The organism is Pectobacterium zantedeschiae (assembly GCF_004137795.1).
Taxonomy (GTDB): Bacteria; Pseudomonadota; Gammaproteobacteria; order Enterobacterales; family Enterobacteriaceae; genus Pectobacterium; species Pectobacterium zantedeschiae.
In genome coordinates this window covers 591716-615251 of the sequence record NZ_NWTM01000001.1, presented here as the reverse complement: position 1 = coordinate 615251, position 23536 = coordinate 591716, and the positions used below count along the sequence as shown (strand labels likewise).

Annotated in this window: 22 protein-coding genes; 5 read left to right on the top strand and 17 right to left on the bottom strand. The window is 53.4% G+C overall.

Going from position 1 to position 23536, the window contains the following annotated elements; genetic code table 11:
• Positions 1 to 7 precede the first annotated feature (7 nt).
• The 9 genes from CLR69_RS02915 to CLR69_RS02875 all read right to left on the bottom strand — a co-directional run bounded on the left by CLR69_RS02915 (position 8) and on the right by CLR69_RS02875 (position 7975).
• Positions 8 to 1459 carry a protein adenylyltransferase SelO gene (locus CLR69_RS02915; protein WP_129711704.1) on the bottom strand — a complete coding sequence of 484 codons (1452 nt, stop codon included), beginning with the start codon at positions 1457 to 1459 and terminating at the stop codon, positions 8 to 10.
• 185 nt (positions 1460 to 1644) lie between these two features.
• Complete coding sequence (locus tag CLR69_RS02910; RefSeq protein WP_129711705.1) at positions 1645 to 2370, bottom strand: EAL domain-containing protein; 726 nt, start codon at positions 2368 to 2370, stop codon at positions 1645 to 1647.
• Between the two features lie 135 nt (positions 2371 to 2505).
• Positions 2506 to 3528 carry a lipoate--protein ligase gene (locus CLR69_RS02905; protein WP_129711706.1) on the bottom strand — a complete coding sequence of 341 codons (1023 nt, stop codon included), beginning with the start codon at positions 3526 to 3528 and terminating at the stop codon, positions 2506 to 2508.
• A gap of 36 nt (positions 3529 to 3564) precedes the next feature.
• Positions 3565 to 4077 (bottom strand): NlpC/P60 family protein, encoded by a 513-nt coding sequence (locus tag CLR69_RS02900; protein WP_129711707.1) that lies wholly within the window; start codon positions 4075 to 4077, stop codon positions 3565 to 3567.
• 148 nt (positions 4078 to 4225) lie between these two features.
• On the bottom strand, positions 4226 to 4999 hold the full coding sequence (gene btuD, locus CLR69_RS02895) for a vitamin B12 ABC transporter ATP-binding protein BtuD (RefSeq protein WP_197730532.1): 774 nt from the start codon (positions 4997 to 4999) through the stop codon (positions 4226 to 4228).
• A 3-nt stretch (positions 5000 to 5002) separates the two neighbouring features.
• A complete protein-coding gene (locus CLR69_RS02890; RefSeq protein ID WP_129711709.1) occupies positions 5003 to 5554 on the bottom strand; it encodes a glutathione peroxidase in 552 nt (183 codons plus the stop codon).
• Positions 5555 to 5620: 66 nt separating this feature from the next.
• Positions 5621 to 6658 carry a vitamin B12 ABC transporter permease BtuC gene (gene btuC, locus CLR69_RS02885; RefSeq protein ID WP_129711710.1) on the bottom strand — a complete coding sequence of 346 codons (1038 nt, stop codon included), beginning with the start codon at positions 6656 to 6658 and terminating at the stop codon, positions 5621 to 5623.
• 172 nt (positions 6659 to 6830) lie between these two features.
• Complete coding sequence (locus CLR69_RS02880; RefSeq protein ID WP_129706025.1) at positions 6831 to 7595, bottom strand: class I SAM-dependent methyltransferase; 765 nt, start codon at positions 7593 to 7595, stop codon at positions 6831 to 6833.
• Between the two features lie 38 nt (positions 7596 to 7633).
• Positions 7634 to 7975, bottom strand: coding sequence for a cupin domain-containing protein (locus CLR69_RS02875; RefSeq protein ID WP_129706023.1), 342 nt, complete (start codon positions 7973 to 7975; stop codon positions 7634 to 7636).
• 116 nt (positions 7976 to 8091) lie between these two features.
• Here CLR69_RS02875 and CLR69_RS02870 point away from each other — a divergent pair, with 116 nt between their 5' ends.
• The gene (locus CLR69_RS02870) at positions 8092 to 8808 is read left to right on the top strand and encodes a Crp/Fnr family transcriptional regulator (RefSeq protein ID WP_129711711.1); all 717 of its coding nucleotides are present in this window, start codon (positions 8092 to 8094) and stop codon (positions 8806 to 8808) included.
• A gap of 243 nt (positions 8809 to 9051) precedes the next feature.
• Here CLR69_RS02870 and CLR69_RS22820 read toward each other — a convergent pair whose 3' ends face one another.
• From CLR69_RS22820 to lolC, 6 genes are all read right to left on the bottom strand, one after another.
• Complete coding sequence (locus CLR69_RS22820) at positions 9052 to 9213, bottom strand: hypothetical protein (RefSeq protein ID WP_165345960.1); 162 nt, start codon at positions 9211 to 9213, stop codon at positions 9052 to 9054.
• Positions 9214 to 9265: 52 nt separating this feature from the next.
• Complete coding sequence (gene cobB / locus CLR69_RS02860; RefSeq protein ID WP_129706017.1) at positions 9266 to 10096, bottom strand: Sir2 family NAD+-dependent deacetylase; 831 nt, start codon at positions 10094 to 10096, stop codon at positions 9266 to 9268.
• Positions 10097 to 10107: 11 nt separating this feature from the next.
• Positions 10108 to 11019 (bottom strand): N-acetylglucosamine kinase, encoded by a 912-nt coding sequence (gene nagK, locus CLR69_RS02855; protein ID WP_129711713.1) that lies wholly within the window; start codon positions 11017 to 11019, stop codon positions 10108 to 10110.
• Positions 11020 to 11103: 84 nt separating this feature from the next.
• Positions 11104 to 12351: a lipoprotein-releasing ABC transporter permease subunit LolE gene (gene lolE, locus CLR69_RS02850; RefSeq protein ID WP_129711714.1), complete on the bottom strand. Its 1248-nt coding sequence runs from the start codon at positions 12349 to 12351 to the stop codon at positions 11104 to 11106.
• On the bottom strand, positions 12348 to 13055 hold the full coding sequence (lolD, locus tag CLR69_RS02845) for a lipoprotein-releasing ABC transporter ATP-binding protein LolD (RefSeq protein ID WP_129706011.1): 708 nt from the start codon (positions 13053 to 13055) through the stop codon (positions 12348 to 12350). The genes lolE and lolD overlap by 4 nt, the downstream gene beginning before the upstream one ends.
• On the bottom strand, positions 13048 to 14250 hold the full coding sequence (lolC, locus tag CLR69_RS02840) for a lipoprotein-releasing ABC transporter permease subunit LolC (protein WP_129711715.1): 1203 nt from the start codon (positions 14248 to 14250) through the stop codon (positions 13048 to 13050). Before lolC ends, lolD begins: the two co-directional genes overlap by 8 nt.
• Positions 14251 to 14392: 142 nt before the next feature.
• Between lolC and mfd the strand changes: the two genes are divergently transcribed.
• The gene (mfd, locus tag CLR69_RS02835) at positions 14393 to 17845 is read left to right on the top strand and encodes a transcription-repair coupling factor (RefSeq protein ID WP_197730531.1); all 3453 of its coding nucleotides are present in this window, start codon (positions 14393 to 14395) and stop codon (positions 17843 to 17845) included.
• Between the two features lie 221 nt (positions 17846 to 18066).
• Positions 18067 to 19419: a molecular chaperone gene (yegD, locus tag CLR69_RS02830; protein WP_129711716.1), complete on the top strand. Its 1353-nt coding sequence runs from the start codon at positions 18067 to 18069 to the stop codon at positions 19417 to 19419.
• Here the strand turns inward: yegD and CLR69_RS02825 are convergent.
• Positions 19416 to 20021, bottom strand: coding sequence for a TetR/AcrR family transcriptional regulator (locus CLR69_RS02825; protein WP_129711717.1), 606 nt, complete (start codon positions 20019 to 20021; stop codon positions 19416 to 19418). The genes yegD and CLR69_RS02825 overlap by 4 nt on opposite strands.
• Before the next feature lie 135 nt (positions 20022 to 20156).
• Between CLR69_RS02825 and CLR69_RS02820 the strand changes: the two genes are divergently transcribed.
• Both CLR69_RS02820 and CLR69_RS02815 read left to right on the top strand, forming a co-directional pair.
• Positions 20157 to 21365 (top strand): MFS transporter, encoded by a 1209-nt coding sequence (locus CLR69_RS02820; RefSeq protein ID WP_129711718.1) that lies wholly within the window; start codon positions 20157 to 20159, stop codon positions 21363 to 21365.
• A 36-nt stretch (positions 21366 to 21401) separates the two neighbouring features.
• Positions 21402 to 22598: an MFS transporter gene (locus tag CLR69_RS02815; protein ID WP_129711719.1), complete on the top strand. Its 1197-nt coding sequence runs from the start codon at positions 21402 to 21404 to the stop codon at positions 22596 to 22598.
• 81 nt (positions 22599 to 22679) lie between these two features.
• On the opposite strand, the gene CLR69_RS02810 is transcribed toward CLR69_RS02815, so the two are convergent.
• The gene (locus CLR69_RS02810; protein WP_005970476.1) at positions 22680 to 23219 is read right to left on the bottom strand and encodes a glycine zipper 2TM domain-containing protein; all 540 of its coding nucleotides are present in this window, start codon (positions 23217 to 23219) and stop codon (positions 22680 to 22682) included.
• Between the last annotated feature and the right edge of the window lie 317 nt (positions 23220 to 23536).

Below are 23536 nucleotides of genomic sequence, written 5' to 3'. Positions count from 1 at the left end.
CTCCGGCTTAGCTGGAGCAGGATATCTCCAGATGCTTACCCCATTCTGGCGGTAACGCCGCCAAATCATTGCTTTCCGGCTGTTCGTCAAATGGCTGACACAGCACCTGATGCAGACGTGCCAGCACGCTGATGTCATCATGTTCAGCCCGCTCAATCGCCATTTGCGCCAGATAATTACGCAGAATATATTTCGGGTTCGTCGCATTCATCAGCCGACGACGCTCCTCATCGCCCTGACCTTCCTGCATCAGCCTTTGGCGATAAATGGCAAACCAGCTATCAAACGCCGTCCTGTCGATGAACTCGTCACGGAGCGGTGAGGAGGATGCCTGTTTCTCGCTGTCTGCCAGCAATCGGAACGTACGGGTGTAATCGCTGCCTTCCTGCTGCATCAGGCGCAACAGCCCAACCAGCACATCATTATCTTCAGAACTCGCGGTAAACAACCCCAGCTTGGCGCGCATCAGCGTGCCATAGTGTTGCATCAGCGCCGGTTCATAGCGAGCAAGCGCGCGCTCCAGCGTGTCAGTATCCATCAGCCCCGACAGCGCCTGTGCCAGGCGATGCAAGTTCCACAACCCTACGGCAGGCTGATTATCAAACGCATAGCGACCGCGATGGTCAGAGTGATTGCAAATGAAGTCCGGCTGATAAGCATCTAGAAAACCATAAGGACCGTAGTCGATGGTCAGCCCCAGAATCGACATGTTGTCCGTGTTCATTACACCGTGTGAGAACCCAACCGCCTGCCAATGAGTAATCAGCCGTGCGGTACGCTCAACCACATCGCCAAACCACAGCTCATAGCGACGCTCGTCGTTTTCCCACTCAGGCCAATGACGAGCAATCACATACTCAGCCAACTGCCGCACCTTCTCCGGCTCACGACGATAATAGAAGTGTTCAAAATGACCGAATCGCACATGGCTCTCCGCCACGCGCAGCAGCATGGCGCCCTTTTCTTCCTGCTCACGCTGCACTGGATGTTCGCTGGTGGCAATCGTCAATGCCCGTGTCGTGGGAATCCCCAGATGGTGCATCGCTTCCGAGGCGAGAAATTCGCGTATCGCCGAACGCAGCACGGCACGACCATCACCCATACGCGAATACGGTGTTAACCCCGCCCCTTTCAGGTGCCAGTCCATGCTGCGGCCATCCGCCAGCTGTTGTTCCCCCAGCAAGATGCCGCGCCCATCGCCCAGTTGACCAGCCCACATGCCAAACTGATGGCCGCTATAAACCTGCGCCAGCGGCTCCATTCCCGGCAGCAAACGCGCACCGCTCCAGACGTCATCCTGTTCTGGCGTAAACCAGTCGGGAGACAAGCCAAGCTCTGCGGCCAATCCTTCACTGTGATAAAGCAGGCGAGCGCCATGCAACGGCGTCGGCTGTAGCGCGGTATAAAATCCCGGCAGTTGATGAAAGTAGTGATTTTTGAATAACGGTGTTTGCTGCATCCTGTCTCCCTAGTACCACCCTGTTCAGGTGAAGAGAGCCATACGCTCACCACACAACGACTAACGGGTATGTCGAAAGTGTAGAGGGATGGCGATGAAATTAACACGGAGGAAACACAGGGGTATTATTTTCACCGCTTATATTCAGGAGGAACTATCGCCCCGAACACGCTGAATATATTGAATTAGCCGATAAGCGCCGTACGCTGCTCAAGTCGCTCGAAATGCACAGCGGGCCACATCTGCCCTTGAACGGCATCAATGTTCAACTGTTTCATTTTATTCAGGATCGCCAAAGTATCGATCTCCTTGGCAACGATGCTAATACCTGAATAACTGTTTTTAATTGTCCGTAATAACGGTTCCATCATCAACGTATTGGTCGGGCGCGATAAAAGCTGCCCGATAAACTGACGATCCAGCTTCACGCCACGCACTAACCCATCGTGCAAAGGTTTAAGCGTGCTCCTTCCAGAACCAAAATTATCTAACCATAAAGGAACGGATTGACTCAGATTGAGCAGCGCTGCGTTTTCTTTTCCCTCCGATAGCTGCGGGAAAAACTCATTAATCTCTAACAAAACAAAATCGAGGTGCTTGATTTCGCCACGCAGTACGTCGGATTTAATTAAAATCTCTGTTATCTGACGTCCTACTTTTAGCACCAGTTGAATGTGGTTATCGATAAACCATGCGGATTTTTCTTTGATAAAAAGAAGCTGTTCATGAATAAAATCATGTTGTTGTCGTGGGCTTAACTGCATGAGAAGAATATCGGCAGGCATACTCAACTTGCCCGCAAGGCCGTTAAAATGGCTTATCATCTCAACAGCCAATAGCGTTCCATCCAACCTAAATATCGGCCAAAAAACATAATCACTGGTGTAATCAACAGCAAGATGGATGCGCATGACTCTGTACTACACAGAATAAATAATAATCACATTACGTTATTATTATAGGCAAATCCACAGCGCTTGCTCGCATAACGCACGAAAAGCGCTTTTCTGTCATGCAGCCAGTTTATTCAGAGTCCGACACACGATCTAGCGTAGGCTTTGCGCCAGCCAGTCCGCTAGCTCCTGCAATTCGTTTTGCTGTTCGGGAAAGGTGGTAATCAGTTTCTGACACACGGCCGCCAAGGCTTCCGGGCGATATGCCGTTCCCTGTAATACAGACGCCAGTGCTTCTAATGGCGTCGGATTCAGGCTATCGGTATAAATCTGCGCCCGAACAATCACGCCGCGCTCCACATCGAAATGTAATTCAACACCACCCCAGGTAAATCGGTTATCCAGTAAATGCGAGAAATCCGGTGCCTGACCGAAATTCCATTCCCAACTGCTTTGACGTGCAAACTGTTCGCTGAACCCTGGTAAATCGGGGTAAGCAGAAGGCGAAATGATTTCCGGTTCGCACTGTTCGCCAAAATAATCAAAGAAGGATTGCGTCACGGCCTGACAGATCACCTGATGATCGACAGAAGGCAGTAATTCCACCAGATTGGCAACACGAGAACGTACAGACGTAATCCCTTTCGCCTGTAGCTTTTTGAGGTCTGGATTTAGGTAATCAGCTAAACGATTGAGATCTGCGTTCAGCAGCAATGTGCCGTGATGGAAACCGCGATCTTTAGTTTCTCGATACGCAGAGCCAGACACCTTGCGTACGCCGTCAGCGGTTTCCACCACCAGATCGTTACGCCCAGATGCACTGGCCTTTAACCCCAGTGAACTGAGTGCATCCAGAACAATCTGCGTTGAGACGCTTTTATCGTATTCTGGTTTTCCGGCCATAAAGGTAAAACAGGTATTGCCGAGATCGTGAAAGACCGCCCCGCCGCCGCTGCTGCGGCGTGCCAGCTTGATACCATCCTCTTCCATCCGCCGCGTATTGCACTCTTTCCACGGGTTCTGGGCGCGGCCAATGACGACAGTTTCTGCATTCCGCCACAAAAACAGCACCCGTTGTGTGGTGGGCATCTGGCGAAAAATGCACTCCTCCACGGCCAGATTAAACCAGGGATCGTAAGAGTCAGAAATAAGTAAACGCAGAGAGGACGAAGACATGAGCAACTCCATGCTGTAAACAAAATAAGGAAGGAATTAGATGCGGCGGGCCTGCCAGTAAGCCCGTTTCCAATATACGTTATCCAACGACGAGCGGATGACGCCCTGACTGGTGGAAGCGTGAATAAACTGGTCGTCTTTATCATAAATACCAACGTGCAGCCCACTACTGCCGCTGCCCGTTTTGAAAAAGACCAGATCACCCGGTAACAGATTATCGCGGTCAATGCGTTGACCCAATTCGGTTTGCTCTTCCGTAGTGCGTGGCAGTTGCATACCAAACTTATCGCGGAACGTCAGGTAGACGAAACCGGAGCAATCGACGCCGTTACGATCCAAGCCACCATAGCGATAAGGCGTTCTGTACCATTGCCCCAGTTGATCGTTTAGCTGCACCATCACCATGATCGAATCGCTCAGACGCGCATTCGGCGGCGGGTTATTATGCCGACTACTGCTACAGCCGACCAAAATCAGGCTGGCGAGGAGCAAACTGTATCGTAAGATCAAACTCGGTCGTAGAGTCAAACCAGGCCGTAAACGTATCATGCGCGATTACCATAAAAATCGCCGAGGCCATGAACCTCTAGCGTTCGAAAATGCTAGGTATTGGATTAATTTAGCGTTTAATTAGTGTGACTGGCAAGTAAAGGCGATTTTTCCTATTTTATGACGACGCCGATTCTCTCTATAACGGTTAGGCGCTGCGAGTCATGATCCAGTTTCGGCCATCAACCACGTGCCGTTGAAACGCAACACCGAACACAGGAGACAACACCTCCGGCAGCATGACATCCGCCGTATCCCCCTGTGCCACCAGAACGCCCGCCGACAGCAGCCACACGCGATCCGCATGATGGGCGCTGTGGTTAAGATCGTGAGCGCAAACCACGATGGCAATGCCTAAACGACAGAGTTCGCCCAGTAGTGAATCCAATGCCACTTGCTGAGCCACATCCAGGCTGGTGGTGGGTTCGTCCAGCAGCAGCAGTCGCGCATGCGGGTTGATCGTCGGCCAAATCTGTAACAACGCCGCCACCAGCCGAACGCGCTGCCACTCGCCGCCCGATAGCTGCGTGAGCGGACGCGCCAACTTATCGGTTAACATCAGACGTTCCGCCAGAAAATGCACCACCTGTTCAACCGCGAACTCCTGAGCCAGCGGTGGTTGATGCAGTTGCCAATACTGAAATACTGGCATCAGCGCCAGCGGTGGTTGCTGCTGTGCCAGATAGGCGCGTTGAACGGCTAAATCCGCTGCCGTATACTGCGACAGCGCCGTGCCGGCCAGATAGACCTCGCCGTCACCTGCCAGCAGCCCAGCCGCTCTTGCCAGCAAGGTGCTCTTTCCTGCGCCATTCGGACCGATAATATGCAGCAGTTCACCGCGATGAAATTCCGCTGTTGTTGGCGATAAACGCGGCAAGACGCTGGCCTGCCGCAGTTGCAATACCGGGGAAGTCTGCGGCATCAATTATTTTGCCAACGCCTCTTCTATCGCTTTCACGATGGTGTCATGGTCAGGCGACATATCCGGTGCAAAGCGCTCAATCACTCGCCCTTCGCGATTCACCAGAAACTTCTCGAAGTTCCACAGGATATCTTCTGGATTCTTAGGCTTACGGCCTTTATTGACCAAGCGAGCAAAAAAATCACTCTTCCAGGTGCCGTTAGCCTCAGGTTGCTGACGAATCAAAAATTGGTACAGCGGATGACGATTCTCGCCGTTCACTTCAATCTTGCTGAACATAGGGAACTGAACGCCAAACGTCCCACGGCAGAATTCCTGAATCTCTGCTTCCGAACCTGGTTCTTGCCCCGCAAATTCATTTGATGGGAACCCCAGTACGACCAAGCCTTTGTCCCGATAGGTTTCGTAGAGTTTTTCCAACGCGTCGTATTGTTTAGTCAGGCCGCATTGAGAGGCGACATTGACGACTAAAGCAACCTGCCCTTTAAACGCGTCGAACGTTGTCGCTTTCCCGTCGATGGTGGTCAGCGGAATAGCATAAATTTCAGTGCTCATCATTTTGCTCCCTTCAGTGATAAAACAGCGTTGATCAAACAAGAGTGGGTAAAACAAGACATATCGCTACAGTCGGTTACGTAATAACAACCAGATAAACCATGGCGATCCCAGCGTAGCGGTAACCACGCCTATCGGCAACTCGGCTGAACTCAACGCAATGCGCGCAACGGTATCCGCCAGCAGAAGAACACCACCACCGGCGAATGCACATCCGATCAATAAATAACGCTGATCGGTCAGCCCACACAGTCGCAACATGTGCGGAATCACCAATCCAATAAACGCAATGATACCGGCTAGTGCCACACTCAGCCCAACCTGGATGCCCATAACCAACACGAAAACCGTACGCCAGCGATAAACTGGGACACCCAACTGACGCGCCTGAATCTCGCCCAGCATCAACCGGTTCAGCATCGCACCCTGACGGCTCAGCCACAAGAGCAGTGGCAATAGCGTCAGCATCAACCAGCCGTGTCGCCAATCAATACCACTGAAACCGCCCATCATCCAGTACATCAATTGGCGTAAATCGAGGCTGGTACTGAAATACACGGCCCAGGTCATTATCGCGCTACAGATAATCCCGAGCGCAATGCCGATGAGTAACAAACGGGTATTGGAAATATGACGACGGGCAAAATGAAGCAACAGAAAGGTAATCAACAGCGCACCAGCAACGGCACTCAGGCTTAACACCCAGACAGGTAAGAGTCCCTGCCCCAGCAGCACCGTCAGCACTAAGGCTACGCCTGCGCCGTTTGCGACGCCCAACAACCCTGGTTCAGCTAACGGATTATCAAAGACAGCCTGCATAACCGTGCCCGACATGGCAAGACTGGCACCTACCAACATCACAGCTAGCGTTCTGGGTAAACGCAACTGCCAGACAAAGAGTTGTTGAGCGTCACCCAGCCAGGCTGTCGGCCAAATCCAGCGTTCTCCTGCACACAGACTGACGACCAGCGTAAGCACAAGAAACGCAAATAGCAGTGCGAGACTACGACGATCGCGTCTGCACTGCTGTTGTTTTAGCTGGCTGTAATGGGGCAACTGTATCGCGTGTTTCCGCGTGATATCACCCGGCGGTAATGGCTGCATGTTCACCGTAACAAGGAGTCCAGCGCAATAAAAAGAGCGCAATGAGAGCATGTACCGTAACAGCGGCAACCGCACGGTACATATCTAAACGTTGTCACGTATGTTAAACGATTTCGCCTGCCTTACACGCTTTTTCCTTGCTACCGCGGCGCATTCAAAATGAATACGGCCATTACTTGGTGCTGCACACCGCGATATAGTTAAGCTGATTTCGATTACGGCGGAAGGTATGAAACATGTTGAAGAACATGCTGCGATTTTCTTTTTTCAGCGCATTTTTTACGATACGCGCCGCACCGGCCACACCTTCATCATAAATCAGCCCTTGTGGCGTTAGCAGCGTCATCGCGCCGTTATCATAGCTGACCTTGCTAAAACCACATTCTTGAAACAGCGTAACCCAACGTTCACGCAGCATCGGCTGGGCGTGTACGTTGATCGCTTTATGCATCTGTTCCACCGCCTGCAAGGCTCCGGTGTCCTTCTCGGAAAGCAGCATGATATCGTGGGTAATCAGACGGCCACCTGGCTTCAGCACGCGATAATACTCAGCAATAATACGGCTCTTGGCCTTGTCGGCATACATCGTCAGCATGGCTTCATTAATCACCACGTCAAAGTGATTATCGGGAAACGGCAGTTCCAGCGCATTCGCCTGCATAATCGTGACCTGCGAAGCCAGACCGTTCGCTGTGACATTTTCCTGCGCCTTCTCTAGCGCCGCTTTGTCCATATCCGCGCCGATGACCTGACAGCCAAAACGACGTGCGATTTCCATTGCCGTGGTACCCATATTGCAGGCAACTTCCAGCACCACGCTGTCCGGCCGGAATCCCGCTTGGCTCAGCAACCACTCCGTTGCTTTTCTGCCGCCGGGGCGCAGACGTTTTTTCCCCAATCGGGCTAGAAATTTATGCCCTGCTTCATGATCGCTCATACTGTCACTCCTTAATTCTGTGTTATCGCCGTAGTCGTTTACTGAGTTTTCAGCGTCTTCAACATGGTCAGCAACATACGTGACGACTGCTGCGCATCAACGGCATGAGGAATATTGGCGGGCATACGCACCAGCGTGCCGGGCTGTGCGACGACAGGCTCACCACCGATCGTCAGCAATAACTCACCTTCAAGTACCATCACCAGTGCATCATAGGGCGCACTGTGTTCACTCAATCCCTGCCCTTGATCGAAGGCAAACAGCGTAACATTACCGCCGTCGGTACGAGCCAACACGCGGCTGGCAATACCCTGTTCGGTTGGGGTAATCAATTCATGGAGAACCAGCGCTTGTGCCGCTGGAAGGGTATTGTCTTTCATAGAAACGCTCCGCTATTTTCGATTCAGCGCGCGGTGATTTTGCTTGCTGAATCCATGCAAGTGATTATTATTTTCATTTACTGGCTTGATGGTAATACCCGCCTCTGGGAGGGCAAATGACATTTGTCAAAAAGGCACTATCGCCCGATGAATACGGCGAAGTACTGTTTCAGCATGACTGGATGCGCGGCGAACCCAGCGACGTGGTGTGTGAGCTATTAGCCAAAAGCGAGCGCCTGTTTTTCCGGCAGGATGACGTCCTGTTTCGCGAAGGCGACAAAATGCAGCACTGTTTGCTGGTTGAAACGGGGAAATTACAGGCTTTTCGCCATACCTATGGTGGAGACGAGAAGATTTTCGGTCAATTTGAACACGGAGAGTTTGTCGCCATCGCCGCCGTATTCATGGATCACGGCCGTTTCCCGATGAATATCCGTGCGCTGAGCGATGGCCACACGCTGATGATCCCCCGGCAGGATATTCACCAGTTTTGTTTACAGCGCCCGGAACTGGCGCTGCGTTTGCTCAACTATCTGGGCAAAAAACTCTACTCGACGATCAACCAAATCGATTGGCTGACCTCCAGTTCCGCGCCACAGCGCCTGGCTGATTACCTGCTGCGTCAGCATCACATTCAGCAAACTCAGCACCTGACATTGCCTGTGAGCCGTGGCCAACTCGCCACATCATTGGGGATGCGCGGTGAAACATTGAGTCGATTGATGTCAGACTGGAAGCGGCAAGGCCACATTACCTATCGGGGCCATCAGGTGGAATTGTGCGATTTGAATTATCTGCAAGCGTTGGCTGCCGAGGCTAGACGAACATTCTGACGGGGATAACGGAGGTGCTAAGGCTTTGTAAGATGAAGCATAGCGGTGCTATAGAACAATTTTGGATATACATTTTGACAATTGTCATTCCCCCATCGTCGGATTATCGACTACGCTTAGTTTACATTGATGAGAATAGCTCTCATTAACATGGTAATGAGATACCGTGAGGGTAACGCTATGCTGGGCTTTTTCCGACGAACCTTATCTTTTCATGGAGCACGGTTATTTCATGGAACATTGTCACACCATGACAACCGACAGCCGCCGCATCCGCAGGCAGCCTCGCCGACAGACACCGCTGCTCATGCGCGCTGTAGCGAGAGTGAATACTGTTTCTTTAACCACGCCGCCATGTTGCCCTTCGATCAGCTTGACGAATGTTGCTACGGCAACGATAGACAAGAGAAAACGCCATCCTCACGCGATTCATGACGTTTTTACTTTTTGTGGGCGCTTAAAATTTGATGCTTGTGCCGCGCGTCAGCCAGGCACCGACAAACTCGGGCACGACGATGCTCGCGGGGCCGTAAATTTTTTCATCAAACTGGCTTTCTACCTGACTGGGCTCCAGATTAAGCTCAAGCGTATAAGCACCGTGCGAGTGAGCCTCATGGACAAAACCAGCCGCAGGATAGACATGTCCCGATGTGCCAATCGCAATAAAATAATCCGCCTGCGACAGCGCATGGTAAATCTTGTCCATATACAGAGGCATTTCACCAAACCACACAACATGCGGGCGTAAAGGCGCAGGAAATTGACAACAGTGGCAGCGTTCGCCGACGGCGAGATCGTCCGTCCACTCAAAAATCTGTCCACTTTGACTACAGCGTATTTTCAGTAGCTCACCGTGCATATGAATCACGCGCTGGCTCCCGGCACGCTCATGCAGGTTATCGATGTTCTGTGTGATCAGTTGGAAATTGTCTCCCAGCATCGCTTCCAGATTCGCCAACGCCAGATGCGCGGCATTGGGCACGATTTCCGGCTGCTGTAGCTGACGACGGCGGGCGTTATAAAATTCCTGCACCAATTCAGGATTACGTTGAAAGCCTTCAGGCGTCGCGACATCTTCAACGCGGTGTTCTTCCCACAGGCCATCGGCCGCACGAAAGGTACGAATGCCCGACTCAGCCGAAATACCTGCGCCGGTCAGTACCACAACGCGCGGCTTTTTCACTTCGCTTGCTGCCAGATAATCACGATGGAAAATACGCGCACGAAGACGCTGTTGCCGCATACGCTTTCCCTTATGAAAACGCCCTAATCGTTGACGCGTATACATACTTTCTCCAACTAGTTATCCATTAAGTGTAGCAACGCCGCGCCACGGACACCGCCCGCATCGCCATAACGCGCTTTCTCTATGCGTGGCAGTTTCGCAATAGACAAAAGTCGCGATGGAAGACGCGTTGGCAAAATTTGATAGATTTCGTCAAAATTCGACAGGCCGCCGCCCAATACCAGCAAATGCGGATCGAACAGGGTCAGCAGATTGCCCAGGCAGGCTGCCAGCAAATCCATAAAACGATCGACAAACTCTCGCGCTTTTTCTTCTCCGCCACGATAGTGCCGGATGATGGTTACGGCAGGCAGAGCTTCGCCATACAGATGCGCGTATAACCATTCAAAACCACGGCCGGAAATATAATTCTCGATACAACCTAATTGCCCACAGCCGCACTTCACGCGGGGAATATCCACGCCGATGATGTCCAACGCGTCGGACGGCAGGCGAAGATGACCGAATTCACCTGCGATGCCGTTGCGCCCGTCCAGCGGGCGTCCGTTAATCACCAGCCCCCCCCCTAACCCCGTGCCCAAAATCAACCCTAGCACGACAGGGTAGGAGCGAAATTCTGCATCCCAGGCTTCAGACAGCACGAAGCAGTTGGCATCGTTGTTGATGCGAATATCTCGCTGCAAGCGCTGTGACAAATCCGTACGCAACGGTTTTCCCATCGTCGCAGGCAGGTTGGCAGTGAATAACGCGCCGCTTTCATTCTGGATGCCTGGCACGCCAATACCCACGTTTCCCTTAACGCCAACCTGTGCGTCGGCTTCATGCACCAGACCCACCAGCGTCGTGAGCAGGTCATCATAATTATTGCGTGGGGTCGGCACCCGCTTTTGCCACACCTTGTTCAACTCTGCATCGAACACGCCCAGCTCAATTTTTGTGCCGCCCATGTCAAAACCGTAGTACATGACTGCTCCTTAGGGTGTGTTCGCTTTCCCACACGATAGGGAATATCCCCGTCATCTCTCAAGCCGCATGTGCATTGGTTTAGCTTACTGTCCGCTCAACACACGGGCAGGGTCAATCCGGCTGGCGCGTCGCGCCGGATACCAGCTGGCAATCAAACTCAGTACCAGCGACGTTCCTAATACGATAAAGACATCCATCAGATGCAATTCAGATGGCAGGAAATCGATAAAATAGATATCACCGGACAGCAGCTTATGGCCGATGAGTGCTTCAATACCGCGGATAATCGGCGTCAGTTGCAAGGTTGCGATCACGCCGACCACTGCCCCGATCACACTGCCCAACAGCCCAGCCAATAGTCCGTACCAAATAAAGATAGCCCGTATCAGCCCATCTGACGCACCCAGGGTACGCAGAACTGCGATATCGCTGCTTTTATCTTTCACCGCCATCACCAGCGTTGAAACAATATTAAAACAGGCCACGCCGATCACCAGGATCATCGCCAGATACATGATGGTTCTCACCATCTGAATATCTCGATACATATAACCATAGGTGCCAATCCAGCTGCGAATATGGACATAGAGATTCGAGGCTTTGCCTGCATCGCGCACCAGTTTATTGGCAGAGAACACGTCGTTGGCCTTGATGGCGATCCCCGTTACGCTCTGCCCCATGTCCAGATACTGCTGGGCGTCCGCAAGCGGAATCAGCGCTAAGCCGTGATCGAGCTGGCCACTCAGTTGTAAAATCCCGCTGACATGGAGCCGGATGCGTTTAGGCTGCATCAGCTTCATTTCCGGGTCGCTGTTCGGGATCATCACCGTGACCCAATCCCCTTCAGCAACATTCAGCGTTTTTGCCACGCCCTGACCGATAATGACCTGCTGCTCACCTGGGCGAAACCGCTGCCAGGCATCATTGAGAACATACTTCGGCAACGCACTGAGATGTGTTTCCTGCTGGGGATCGACGCCTTTTACCTGAATGGCCTGAAGTTTAGCGCCGTTCTCTAGCAGACCGGTGAAATTAATATAAGGCGCGGCCGCAGCGACGCCGGGCACCTGCTCAATGGTTGTCAGGATGTCCTGCCAACCATCAAAAGGCTGATTAACTGGCTCGATCTCGCCATGTGGCACCACCGCAAGAATGCGATTATTCAGTTCACGCTCAAACCCATTCATCGCACTCAGGCCGAGAATCAACACCGCCACACCGAGGGCAATACCCAGCGTTGAAATGACTGAAATCAGCGAAACCATGCCGCCACGCCGACGGCCACGGCTAAATCGCAGGCCAATCTGCAACGAGAGCGGAGGAAAGGTCATTGCCGCGCTCCCATCAGGGTCAATTCCTGTTGCAATTGACCGTCGCGCATTTCCAATTGGCGATTCAGCCGACTCGCCAATTGCAGGTCATGCGTCACCACCAGAAAAGCCGTACCCTGCCGGACATTCAGTTCTCCCAGCAGTTCAAAGATAGTATCAGCCGTACGCTGATCGAGGTTACCGGTCGGTTCATCCGCCAGCACCAGCGATGGACTGTTAACCAGCGCCCTGGCAATAGCAACACGCTGCCGCTCACCGCCGGACAGCTCCGACGAACGGTGATGGCTACGCGCCTCCAGCCCGACAGCCGCCAGCATTTCGCGTGCTTTATCCTGCGCCTGTGAAGTAGGTACTTTGCCAATCAGTAACGGCATGGCTACATTTTCCAGCGCGGTGAAATCTGGCAGCAGGTGGTGAAATTGATAAATAAAACCCAGTTCACGATTGCGCAGATCGGCTTTTGCCGCCGCCGAAAGTGTACTCAACGGTTGGCCTTTGAAGATAACCTCACCTGCCGTTGGTGTATCTAATCCGCCCAGCATATGCAGCAGTGTACTTTTGCCAGAACCAGAACTCCCGACTATCGCCATCATCTCACCGCAGCTCATCTCAAAAGAGACATCGCGCAGCACGTCGGTAGACAGTTTGCCGTCCTGATAACGCTTGGACAGGTTAGTACACTGCAATAATGATAAATCACTCATAACGTAAAGCCTCAGCGGGTTGAACGGTGGCAGCACGCCATGATGGGTAAAGTGTCGATAAGAGGGCGATTACCATCGCAGAAATGGCTATCGTCACCACCTGCATAGGATCAATATCCACTGGCAACGCGGCACCATCCAGTAATACGCCCAGCATTGGCATCAGCGTATTCAGTTGGCTGGCCAGTAGCGTTCCCAGTACGGCTCCTACCAGCGCACCAATAATGCCAGCGCTCCCCCCCTGAACCATGAATACCGCCATCACCTGACGTTGAGTCAGCCCCTGCGTTTGCAGAATGGCGACTTCTCCCTGTTTTTCCATCACCAGTAAACCTAGCGAAGTAATAATATTGAAAGCGGCCACGGCCACGATCAGACTGAGTAACAGCCCCATCATGTTTTTCTCCATGCGCACGGCCTGAAACAGCTCACCTTTACGCTCGCGCCAATCTTTCCAGACTGTGCCTTCCGGCAGCATTTGCGTACTCAGCGTATCGACTGACAGCGGCTTTTCCAGCCACAAACGCCAACCGGTAATCTGGTTCGCCGGATAGCGCATCAGTCGTGAAGCATCCTGTTGGTTCACCAATAGTTGGTAGCTATCCACCTCGCTGTTGGCGGCAAACGTTCCGGCAACGGTGAAAATACGCTGGCTGGGAATACGCCCCATCGGCGTCAGCTGGCTAGCGCTCGTCACCATCATGCGCACCTGATCGCCGGTCTTCACACCCAGTTGCTCGGCCAGTTTCTCACCCAAAATAGCTTGATACTGACCGGATTGAAGCTGCTGCTGTTTGACGTTGACCAGATAGCGCGACAGCGGTTCCTTCTCATCAGGGTCAATTCCTAACATCACGCCAACGGCGACGCTACGGGCGCTTTGCAGCACCACATCGCCCGTCGTCAGCGGCGCAACACGCGTCACGCCGTCCAGAGCGTCTAAGGAGGAGGCAGGAATCAACGCCGGGTCCAGCGATCCTTGTGGCGTAGAGATCACCGCCTGTGGCATCACGCCCAGAATATTGCCTTCCAGCTCACGCTCGAAGCCATTCATAACAGAAAGCACGGTGACCAGCGCCATCACGCCCAGCGTGATACCAATGGCGGATAACCAAGAGACAAACCGGCCGAAGCGGTCTGATGCACGCCCACGCATGTAACGCAGGCCAATAAATAAAGCGACAGGTTGATACATGAAATCCGTCTGGATAAGGTTGCCAAAGCAAAGTGATCAAGGATAATAAAGGGTAGTACTGCTTTATGGAACCCTAACACCCTCACTCTACGGCTTTTTCTTATTCTTGGCCGGATGCAGGGAGGCGAGACCAGATAATCAGATGATGCCTGAAAATTACCGTTATTCGCTGCCGCCTAAAGCGGGTGAGCAGCGCCTGCTGGGCCAGTTAACCGGTGCTGCCTGCGCCGTTGAATGTGCAGAAATCATTGAACGCCACACCGGGTTGGTGGTGCTTATCGCACCTGATATGCAAAATGCCCTGCGATTGCGTGACGAAATTCAGCAATTTACCAACCATCACGTCACCACCCTGCCTGACTGGGAAACACTGCCCTACGATAGTTTCTCTCCGCATCAGGAAATTATTTCAACTCGCCTTTCCACACTCTATCAATTACCCAACATGACGCGCGGCGTCCTGATTCTGCCAGTCAATACGCTGATGCAACGCGTTTGCCCGCACAGTTTCCTGCACGGCCATGCGCTAGTGTTGAAAAAAGGGCAACGCCTCTCGCGCGATAAGCTACGTTCACAGTTGGAACAGGCGGGTTATCGCAGCGTCGATCAAGTGATGGAGCACGGCGAGTATGCGACGCGCGGCGCGTTGCTGGATCTGTTCCCGATGGGGAGCGAAGAGCCCTACCGTATCGATTTCTTTGACGATGAAATCGACAGCCTGCGTCTGTTCGATGTGGATACACAGCGAACGCTGAATGAAGTGCCGCATATCAATCTGCTGCCCGCACATGAATTCCCTACCGACAAAACGGCAATCGAACTTTTCCGTAGCCAGTGGCGCGAACAGTTCGAGGTACGGCGCGATGCTGAGCACATTTATCAGCAGGTCAGCAAGGGCGTCTGGCCCGCCGGGATTGAATACTGGCAGCCGTTATTCTTCAGTGAACCGCTGCCGTCGCTGTTCAGCTACTTCCCGACCAACACGCTGATCGTCAACACGGGCAATATTGAACAGAGCGCCGAGCGCTTCTGGCAGGATATTCAACAGCGTTTTGAAAGCCGCCGTGTCGATCCCATGCGCCCCCTTTTACCATCGGATTCACTTTGGCTGCGTGTAGATAGTCTGTTCTCGGAACTAAAAGCATGGCCGCGTGTACAGTTAAGAACGGATACATTGCCGGAAAAAGCCGCCAACGTGAATCTGGCCTATCTGCCGCTGCCGGATCTGGCGGTTCAACACCAGCAGAAATCCCCGCTGGATGCGCTACGCCGTTTTATCGAGCAGTTCGACGGCCAGATCGTTTTCTCTGTTGAGAGTGAAGGTCGGCGCGAAACGCTTCAAGAGCTGCTATCGCGCATCAAGCTGAACCCTAAACTCATCAGCACACTAGAGCAGATACAGGAGCGTGGCACGTATCTGATCATTGGTGCCAGCGAACACGGTTTTATCGACACGCTACGCCAGCGCGCCTTAATCTGCGAAAGCGATCTACTGGGTGAACGCGTCAGCCGCCGACGCCAGGATAAGCGCCGCACGATTAATACCGATACGCTGATCCGCAACCTGGCGGAACTGCGACCGGGGCAGCCCGTCGTCCATCTCGAACACGGCGTTGGTCGGTATGTCGGTCTGACCACTCTGGAAGCGGGTGGCATTAAGGCCGAATACCTGATTTTGACCTATGCAGGCGAAGACAAGCTGTACGTTCCGGTTTCTTCACTGCATTTGATCAGCCGCTACGCTGGGGGTGCCGATGAGAATGCGCCGCTGCATAAACTGGGTGGCGACGCATGGTCACGCGCGCGGCAAAAAGCGGCGGAAAGAGTACGTGATGTCGCCGCCGAACTGCTGGATATTTATGCTCAGCGCGCAGCAAAGAGCGGCTTTGCCTTTAAACATGACAAAACGCAGTACCAGCTTTTCTGCGAAAGTTTCCCTTTTGAAACCACCCCCGATCAGGCACAAGCCATCAATGCGGTACTGAGCGACATGTGCCAGCCGCTGGCGATGGATCGTCTGGTGTGTGGTGATGTCGGCTTTGGTAAAACCGAAGTAGCGATGCGTGCCGCATTTTTGGCGGTTGAAAACCATAAGCAAGTGGCTGTTCTGGTGCCGACGACGTTATTGGCACAGCAGCATTTTGACAACTTCCGCGATCGCTTTGCCAACTGGCCAGTGAAGATTGAGATGATCTCCCGCTTCCGCAGTGCGCGTGAGCAAACACAGGTGCTGGAAGAAACGCAGGAAGGCAAAGTCGATATTCTGATTGGCACCCATAAACTGTTGCAGAGCGACGTGCGCTGGCGCGATTTAGGGCTGCTAATTGTCGATGAAGAACACCGCTTCGGCGTCCGTCACAAAGAGCGTATCAAAGCAATGCGAGCAGATGTCGATATCCTGACGCTAACTGCGACACCAATTCCACGAACGCTCAATATGGCAATGAGTGGGATGCGCGATCTGTCGATCATCGCCACCCCCCCAGCCCGTCGTTTAGCAGTGAAAACGTTCGTGCGCGAGTATGACAATCTGGTGGTACGTGAAGCCATCCTGCGTGAAACCCTGCGCGGTGGACAGGTGTACTACCTGTATAACGACGTCGAAAATATCGAGAAAGCCACTCAACGGTTGGCGGAGCTGGTGCCAGAAGCGCGGATCGCTATCGGTCACGGCCAAATGCGCGAGCGCGAACTGGAACGGGTGATGAACGACTTCCATCACCAGCGTTTTAACGTGCTGGTGTGTACCACTATCATCGAAACCGGGATCGATATACCAAGCGCCAACACCATCATCATTGAGCGTGCCGATCACTTCGGTCTGGCGCAATTGCACCAGTTGCGTGGTCGCGTAGGGCGTTCCCACCATCAGGCTTATGCCTACCTGCTGACGCCAAATCCCAAAGCGATGAGCACCGACGCGCAGAAACGTTTGGAAGCTATAGCGTCATTGGAAGACCTCGGCGCAGGCTTTGCGCTGGCAACGCACGATCTGGAAATTCGCGGCGCAGGCGAACTGCTCGGAGACGATCAGAGCGGACAGATGACCAGCGTCGGCTTCTCGCTGTATATGGAACTGCTGGAAAGCGCCGTAGATGCTTTAAAAGCGGGTCGGGAACCGTCGCTGGAGGATTTGATCAATAGCCAGACCGATGTCGAGCTCCGGTTACCCGCACTGCTGCCCGACGATTTCATCCCCGACGTCAATACGCGCCTGTCATTATACAAACGTATTGCCAGTGCGAAAACGACCGCCGAACTGGATGAGCTGAAGGTCGAACTGATCGATCGCTTTGGTCTGTTACCGGATGCAAGCCGTTACCTGTTGCAGATAGCCTCTCTGCGACAGCAGGCGCAAGCGCTGGGTATTCGCCGTATTGAAGGGAACGAAAAAGGGGGATTCATTGAATTCAGCGAGCAAAATCGTGTTGATCCGTCCCATCTTATCGGCCTGTTGCAGCGCGATCCGGGCACGTACCGTCTTGATGGCCCAACCCGTCTAAAATTCACGAAAGATTTGAGTGACCGCCCACGGCGCATTGAGTTTATCGGTTCACTGCTGGAGAACATGGCGCAGCATACGCTGGCGGCGTAACTCATTTTCACCATAAACACGGGAACCTTCGGGTTCCCGTCCCCCCATTCATTAGCAAACGTTCCTCTTCTGTTGCATCTGCCTTTACAACCACTGCCGTAACGCAGTAAAGTCGCCAACCTTTTTATGGCACGCCACCCTTGGCGGCCATCCTTCTGGGCCGTCGCTGGTGCGACGTTAAAAATTCCTCCCGGAAATTTTTCATAGCATGGGGCCTTACTATGTTTATCGGTTTTGACTACGGTACCGCCAACTGCTCCGTAGCAGTGATGGATGCAGGTACACCACGGCTCCTGTCGCTGGAAAATGGCTCGCCTTATCTTTCTTCCCTGCTGTGCGCGCCCGTGCGTGAAGCGGTTAGCGAGTGGTTATGGCGGCATCATCAGGTCAATGCCGAGGGAGAGAACGCACTGCTGCTTCAGCGAGCCATCAGCTACAACCGCGAAGAAGATATTCGCGTGCAGCCCGATAGTGTGAAATTCGGGCGTGATGCATTACGCCATTATATGGATGACCCAGAAGAGACATGGTTCGTTAAATCGCCGAAATCCTTCCTCGGTGCCGTTGGGCTGAAAGCACAGCAGATTGCGCTGTTTGAGGATCTGGTCTGCTCCATGATGCTGCATATCCGCACGCAGGCAGAAAGCCAGCTTGACCAGCCTATTCGTCAGGCCGTCATCGGTCGCCCGATTAACTTTCAGAGTATCGGTGGTGAAGAAGCTAACCAACAGGCGCAAGGAATTTTAGATCGTGCCGCACACCGTGCTGGGTTTGAAGACGTCGTCTTTCAGTTTGAACCCGTCGCCGCAGGGCTGGATTTCGAGTCTACGCTGACGAAAGAAACGCGCGTGCTGGTCGTGGATATCGGCGGCGGAACCACCGACTGCTCGATGCTATTGATGGGGCCGGAGTGGCATAAGCAGCACGAACGTGCGCAAAGTCTGTTAGGCCATAGCGGCTGTCGCGTTGGCGGTAACGATTTGGACATCATGCTCGCGTTCAAACAACTAATGCCGCTGCTTGGCATGAATAGCGAGTCGGAAAAAGGCATCGCCTTGCCGCTCATGACCTGGTGGAATGCGGTCGCGATTAACGATATTCCGGCACAAAAAGAGTTCCATAGCACCGCCAGCCGCGCGTTAATCAATGAAATGATTCGCGATGCACGCCAGCCCGAATTGGTGAAAAGATTGCTGACCGTTTGGCAACAGCGCCTGAGCTACCGTCTGATCCAACTGGCGGAAGAGAGCAAAATCGCACTTTCCAACCAATCGGAAACGGTGGCCGATTTACACTTTATTGAATCAGGTCTGGCAACGTGCATTCATGCTGATGAACTTAACGCCGCGATTGATAATCCGCTCACGCGCATTCAGCAGCAGGTAACGCTGGCGTTAGAAACCAGCCAGACCCGGCCAGAAGTGATCTACCTGACTGGCGGCAGCGCAAAATCCCCCCTGCTGCGTCAGGCGATTCAACAGTTGCTGCCTAATATTCCTATCGCCAGCGGCAACGATTTTGGCTCCGTTACCGCCGGGCTAGCACGCTGGGCTGAAATAATCTTTCGCCGTTAAGTCAAATGCGGCACGCAAGGCTTGACCAACAACCCACGTAGCAGCAATTCCAGCGCGGCAACGCCTTGTGCCAGCCGCGCATTACCATCCTCTCCCTCCGCGATCCAAAACGCCGCTTCGGCCAGACTGCCGTAGATCAACGAGGCCAGTGCCTGCGGATCGGCTTCAGCGACTACGCCTTGGCGTATGAGGTTATCGATCAGCCGCTGCATCGACTCAACACAGTGCCGCTGTGAGTCCGGCGATGCGCCACCCAGTGCAGCACGCGCATCACGCAACACGATGCGCTGAATCTCCGGCTCCAACGCCATTTCCAGATAGGCTCGGCAGCGACGTCGGAAACCTTCCCAGGCATCCTCAGCGGTATCGGAGATAGCTTGCAGCCGCTCATCCATTTCGGCATCAATCTGTTCCACCACCGCCGCCAACAACCCTTTCTTGTCACCAAAATGATGATAAAGCGCCCCACGGGTCAGGCTCGCTTGCGCGGTGAGATCGTCCATTGAGGTATCGGCATAGCCGCGTTCGCTAAAGACCTTACGAGCGGTCGCCAGCAGTGTAGCGCGTGTTTCTTCCATTTCAGCACGGGTACGACGAACCATCGATACATCCTTACATACACATCGTATGATTATTTACATTCGCTTCGTATGATTATATGCTTTTATTCATACGCCATGTATGTATTGTCGCTGTGCCGCGAGGTAGTGGCAAGTGGATTCACTTTGGAGAACAAGATGATCAATCCTTATCGAGAACTTTTCGCCGCCCCCGGCACCAGAGGCTTTGCTCTGGCTGGCCTGTTGGCACGGATTCCGCTGCCCATGACGGGCATCGGCATTATCACCCTGTTGTCACAACTGCGCGACAGCTATGCGCTGGCCGGCGCAGTCTCTGCCACATTTGTACTGACCTACGCACTGCTGTCACCCCAAATCTCTCGTCTGGTGGATCGACATGGACAAGGTCGCGTACTGCCACTGGCAACGATAATCAGCGCGATTGGCATGCTGCTTCTACTCGCCAGTTCACGGTGGCAAGCGCCTGACTGGACCTTATTCATCGGCGCATTACTGACCGGTTTCATGCCCAGCATGTCAGCAATGGTGAGAGCACGCTGGACGGCCATCTATCGCGGGCAACCTCGCTTGCAAACCGCTTACTCGCTAGAGACAGTACTCGATGAGGTCACCTTCATCGTCGGGCCTCCGCTGGCTGTCGGGTTGTCCGTCGCCGTATTTCCACAGGCTGGCCCGCTGGCAGCAGCACTCTTGCTGGTTATCGGCGTGTTTGCGCTGGTGACACAACGCGGCACCGAGCCACCTGTAGAAGCACTGAGTACCAGCACCGATCGTTCCGATTCAGTGTTCAAGCAGGCCAACATACGCCTGCTGACGCTGTTAATGGTCGCAATGGGCATCATCGTGGGCACCGTAGATATCGTCAGCGTGGCTTTCGCCGAGCAGCGTGACCAACCGGCAGCAGCCAGCCTGATCTTGTCAGCTTATGCGGTCGGTTCCTGCCTGGCCGGACTGCTGTTCGGTGCTCTCAAGCCAGGAACTGCACTGCATCGCCTGCTATTACTCGGCAGTTTGGCAACGGCAGCAACCACGCTGCCTCTGCTTCTGGTTGATAGTATTCCCGCATTGGCCACAGCCGTACTGATCGCGGGACTGTTCTTCGCTCCCACGATGATTGTGGCGATGTCGCTAGTCGAACGTCTGGTACCTGAACAGCGCTTGACCGAAGGCATGACCTGGTTACTGGCGGGTCTAAATATCGGCGTGGCGCTGGGCGCAGCAGTATCGGGTCACATCGTAGATGACGGTGGCGCGCGTGCTGGGTTCATCATTGCATTATGCGCTGGCGCTGTGGTGGTGCTGGTCGCGCTCTGGGGATATCTGCGCTTGCGAGTACAGGCATCTTCCCTTTCTAAGGCCGTTTGACTCTCATAGCCTGTTTCGCGTGTTAAGGACTAAACCATGAATACCTCTTCATCTACCCTCACTGGGGCAACGGCACAGCATTCCTGGCTGGCCGTCGTCTCCATAAGCCTTGCAACCTTTTCTGTTGTCACAACGGAAATGCTTCCGGTCGGCCTGCTGACTCCGATTGCCGACACGCTACATAGCTCTACCGGAACCGCTGGCCTGATGATTTCACTCCCTGCTCTGCTAGCGGCATTATTTGCCCCGATAGTGGTGATCGCGTCCGGTGGCATGGATAGACGCAAGATTTTATGCGGTCTGCTGGCATTGCTGTCTACCACTAACATCGCCTCGGCACTGGCACCAAACATAGGATGGATGCTGGCAGCGCGTGTCCTTGTCGGCTTCTGTATGGGCGGTATCTGGGCGATTGCAGGCGGTCTGGCTGCACGACTCGTTCGCGAGTCATCCATCGGTCTGGCAACATCGATTATCTTTGGCGGCGTCGCAGCGGCGTCTGTATTAGGTGTACCGCTAGGTGCCCTGATCGGCGACGTCGCCGGATGGCGTTGGGCCTTTGGCTGCATGGCGTTACTTAGCGGACTGGTGCTGATGCTCCACCTCGCGGTTATTCCTGCACTGCCTGTTACCCATTCTGTTGCCGTACGCCAATTCGGTGAGCAACTGAGCAACCGTAAGTTGCAAGTCGGACTGATTCTGACGCTATTACTGGTTACCGGACATTTCATGGCCTTTACCTTTGTGCGTCCGCTATTGCTATCCGTGTCAGGATTCGATACGCAGTGGGTTAGCGCATTACTGTTCGCCTATGGCATGACCGGCATCGTTGGCAATTTTCTCGCTGGTATTATCGCGGCGCAGCGTACGGTATTAACCTTGATGGCGATTGCTCTAGGGCTCTTGTTAACCTTGATACTGTTCCTCACTATCGGAGGCTCACCTGTCGGCGGTGGTGTGGCGCTAGTGACCTGGGGGCTGGCCTACGGTGGTGTATCCGTTGCTTTGATGACGTGGATGATGAAGGCCGCACCGCGGGCGGTGGAGATTGCTTCAGCACTGTATGTTGGCGTTTTCAATCTTAGTATCGCGCTTGGGTCATGGCTAGGCGGCCAGATAGTGGATAACTCAGGCCTGATCGCGACGCTTTGGCTGGCGGTTGGATTCGCCTCAGTCGCCTTACTGTTATCCCTGAGCATCTGGTTGACTGAACGGCGGAAGATCGTCGAATGAAAAAAACCGCGAGCACCTTCTTCAGGTGTCTCGCGGCTTTTAGTGATGGTGTCAGCGCAAAAACATAGACGTTGAGGTAAATCAGCTCTGTTGATTCAGTACTAACTGACCGTTTCTGTCCACTGGAATTTGTGTGCCTGGATCGCGATCCATACGGATTTTACCCTGCTGGTCGCCGATTTTATAGGTGACATCATAACCAAGAACTTTTTGTGATTTGTCGTACACCGTCTGACAACGCTGCTGCTGTGTCGTGTACGTATCATTTTCCTGCATGCCGCTTTGTACACGGTTACCCGCGTAGCCACCCGCCAGAGCCCCCGCTACCGTCGCGACATCTTTACCACGTCCGCCACCGAACTGATGCCCCAGAACGCCACCCGCTACGGCACCCAGTACCGATCCGGCAATCTGGTTTTCATCCTGTACCGGACGACGGTGAGTCACGTTTACGTTGCGGCACTCTTGACGAGGCGTTTTGACCGTTTCTTTAATAGGTGTTGCCGTTAGCACCTGTGCATACTGAGGTTTTGAGGAAAAGACGTCCATACTCGCCACCGCCGCCACACCCAATGCCGCAGCCACACCAATACCTACACCCGCTAACATTGATTTGTTCACAGGATACCTCCCGAATCTATTCTCACGCATTCCCCACCTGCAATCCTGCCGTAAATCTTGTCTTACGCCAGCTCGCGTTTAACGCGATGAATCCGATGGTTCCTTCTGAATAACAACATCCAGAATTTTCGGCGTGCGTGCTACGCCATCTGTAAACAGTGGAAAGTCTGCACAATGTTTCACACTCTCGCAATAAGACTAACTCACCAAAAGTGTCAGATTCGTAACATAAAAGCGTCATTTGGGAATTATCTTAACTGGAATTGCTAATAGGACGATATTTTATACTGTTATTTCAGTGTGCTCAGTGACATGGC

What these genes read in the sequence shown, in the direction of transcription:
- CLR69_RS02915 (WP_129711704.1), bottom strand. Translation starts at nt 1,459, where the DNA reads ATGCAGCAAACACCGTTATTCAAAAATCACTACTTTCATCAACTGCCG.
- CLR69_RS02910 (WP_129711705.1), bottom strand. Translation starts at nt 2,370, where the DNA reads ATGCGCATCCATCTTGCTGTTGATTACACCAGTGATTATGTTTTTTGG.
- CLR69_RS02905 (WP_129711706.1), bottom strand. Translation starts at nt 3,528, where the DNA reads ATGTCTTCGTCCTCTCTGCGTTTACTTATTTCTGACTCTTACGATCCC.
- CLR69_RS02900 (WP_129711707.1), bottom strand. Translation starts at nt 4,077, where the DNA reads ATGATACGTTTACGGCCTGGTTTGACTCTACGACCGAGTTTGATCTTA.
- btuD (WP_197730532.1), bottom strand. Translation starts at nt 4,999, where the DNA reads ATGCCGCAGACTTCCCCGGTATTGCAACTGCGGCAGGCCAGCGTCTTG.
- CLR69_RS02890 (WP_129711709.1), bottom strand. Translation starts at nt 5,554, where the DNA reads ATGAGCACTGAAATTTATGCTATTCCGCTGACCACCATCGACGGGAAA.
- btuC (WP_129711710.1), bottom strand. Translation starts at nt 6,658, where the DNA reads ATGCAGCCATTACCGCCGGGTGATATCACGCGGAAACACGCGATACAG.
- CLR69_RS02880 (WP_129706025.1), bottom strand. Translation starts at nt 7,595, where the DNA reads ATGAGCGATCATGAAGCAGGGCATAAATTTCTAGCCCGATTGGGGAAA.
- CLR69_RS02875 (WP_129706023.1), bottom strand. Translation starts at nt 7,975, where the DNA reads ATGAAAGACAATACCCTTCCAGCGGCACAAGCGCTGGTTCTCCATGAA.
- CLR69_RS02870 (WP_129711711.1), top strand. Translation starts at nt 8,092, where the DNA reads ATGACATTTGTCAAAAAGGCACTATCGCCCGATGAATACGGCGAAGTA.
- cobB (WP_129706017.1), bottom strand. Translation starts at nt 10,096, where the DNA reads ATGTATACGCGTCAACGATTAGGGCGTTTTCATAAGGGAAAGCGTATG.
- nagK (WP_129711713.1), bottom strand. Translation starts at nt 11,019, where the DNA reads ATGTACTACGGTTTTGACATGGGCGGCACAAAAATTGAGCTGGGCGTG.
- lolE (WP_129711714.1), bottom strand. Translation starts at nt 12,351, where the DNA reads ATGACCTTTCCTCCGCTCTCGTTGCAGATTGGCCTGCGATTTAGCCGT.
- lolD (WP_129706011.1), bottom strand. Translation starts at nt 13,055, where the DNA reads ATGAGTGATTTATCATTATTGCAGTGTACTAACCTGTCCAAGCGTTAT.
- lolC (WP_129711715.1), bottom strand. Translation starts at nt 14,250, where the DNA reads ATGTATCAACCTGTCGCTTTATTTATTGGCCTGCGTTACATGCGTGGG.
- mfd (WP_197730531.1), top strand. Translation starts at nt 14,393, where the DNA reads ATGATGCCTGAAAATTACCGTTATTCGCTGCCGCCTAAAGCGGGTGAG.
- yegD (WP_129711716.1), top strand. Translation starts at nt 18,067, where the DNA reads ATGTTTATCGGTTTTGACTACGGTACCGCCAACTGCTCCGTAGCAGTG.
- CLR69_RS02825 (WP_129711717.1), bottom strand. Translation starts at nt 20,021, where the DNA reads ATGGTTCGTCGTACCCGTGCTGAAATGGAAGAAACACGCGCTACACTG.
- CLR69_RS02820 (WP_129711718.1), top strand. Translation starts at nt 20,157, where the DNA reads ATGATCAATCCTTATCGAGAACTTTTCGCCGCCCCCGGCACCAGAGGC.
- CLR69_RS02815 (WP_129711719.1), top strand. Translation starts at nt 21,402, where the DNA reads ATGAATACCTCTTCATCTACCCTCACTGGGGCAACGGCACAGCATTCC.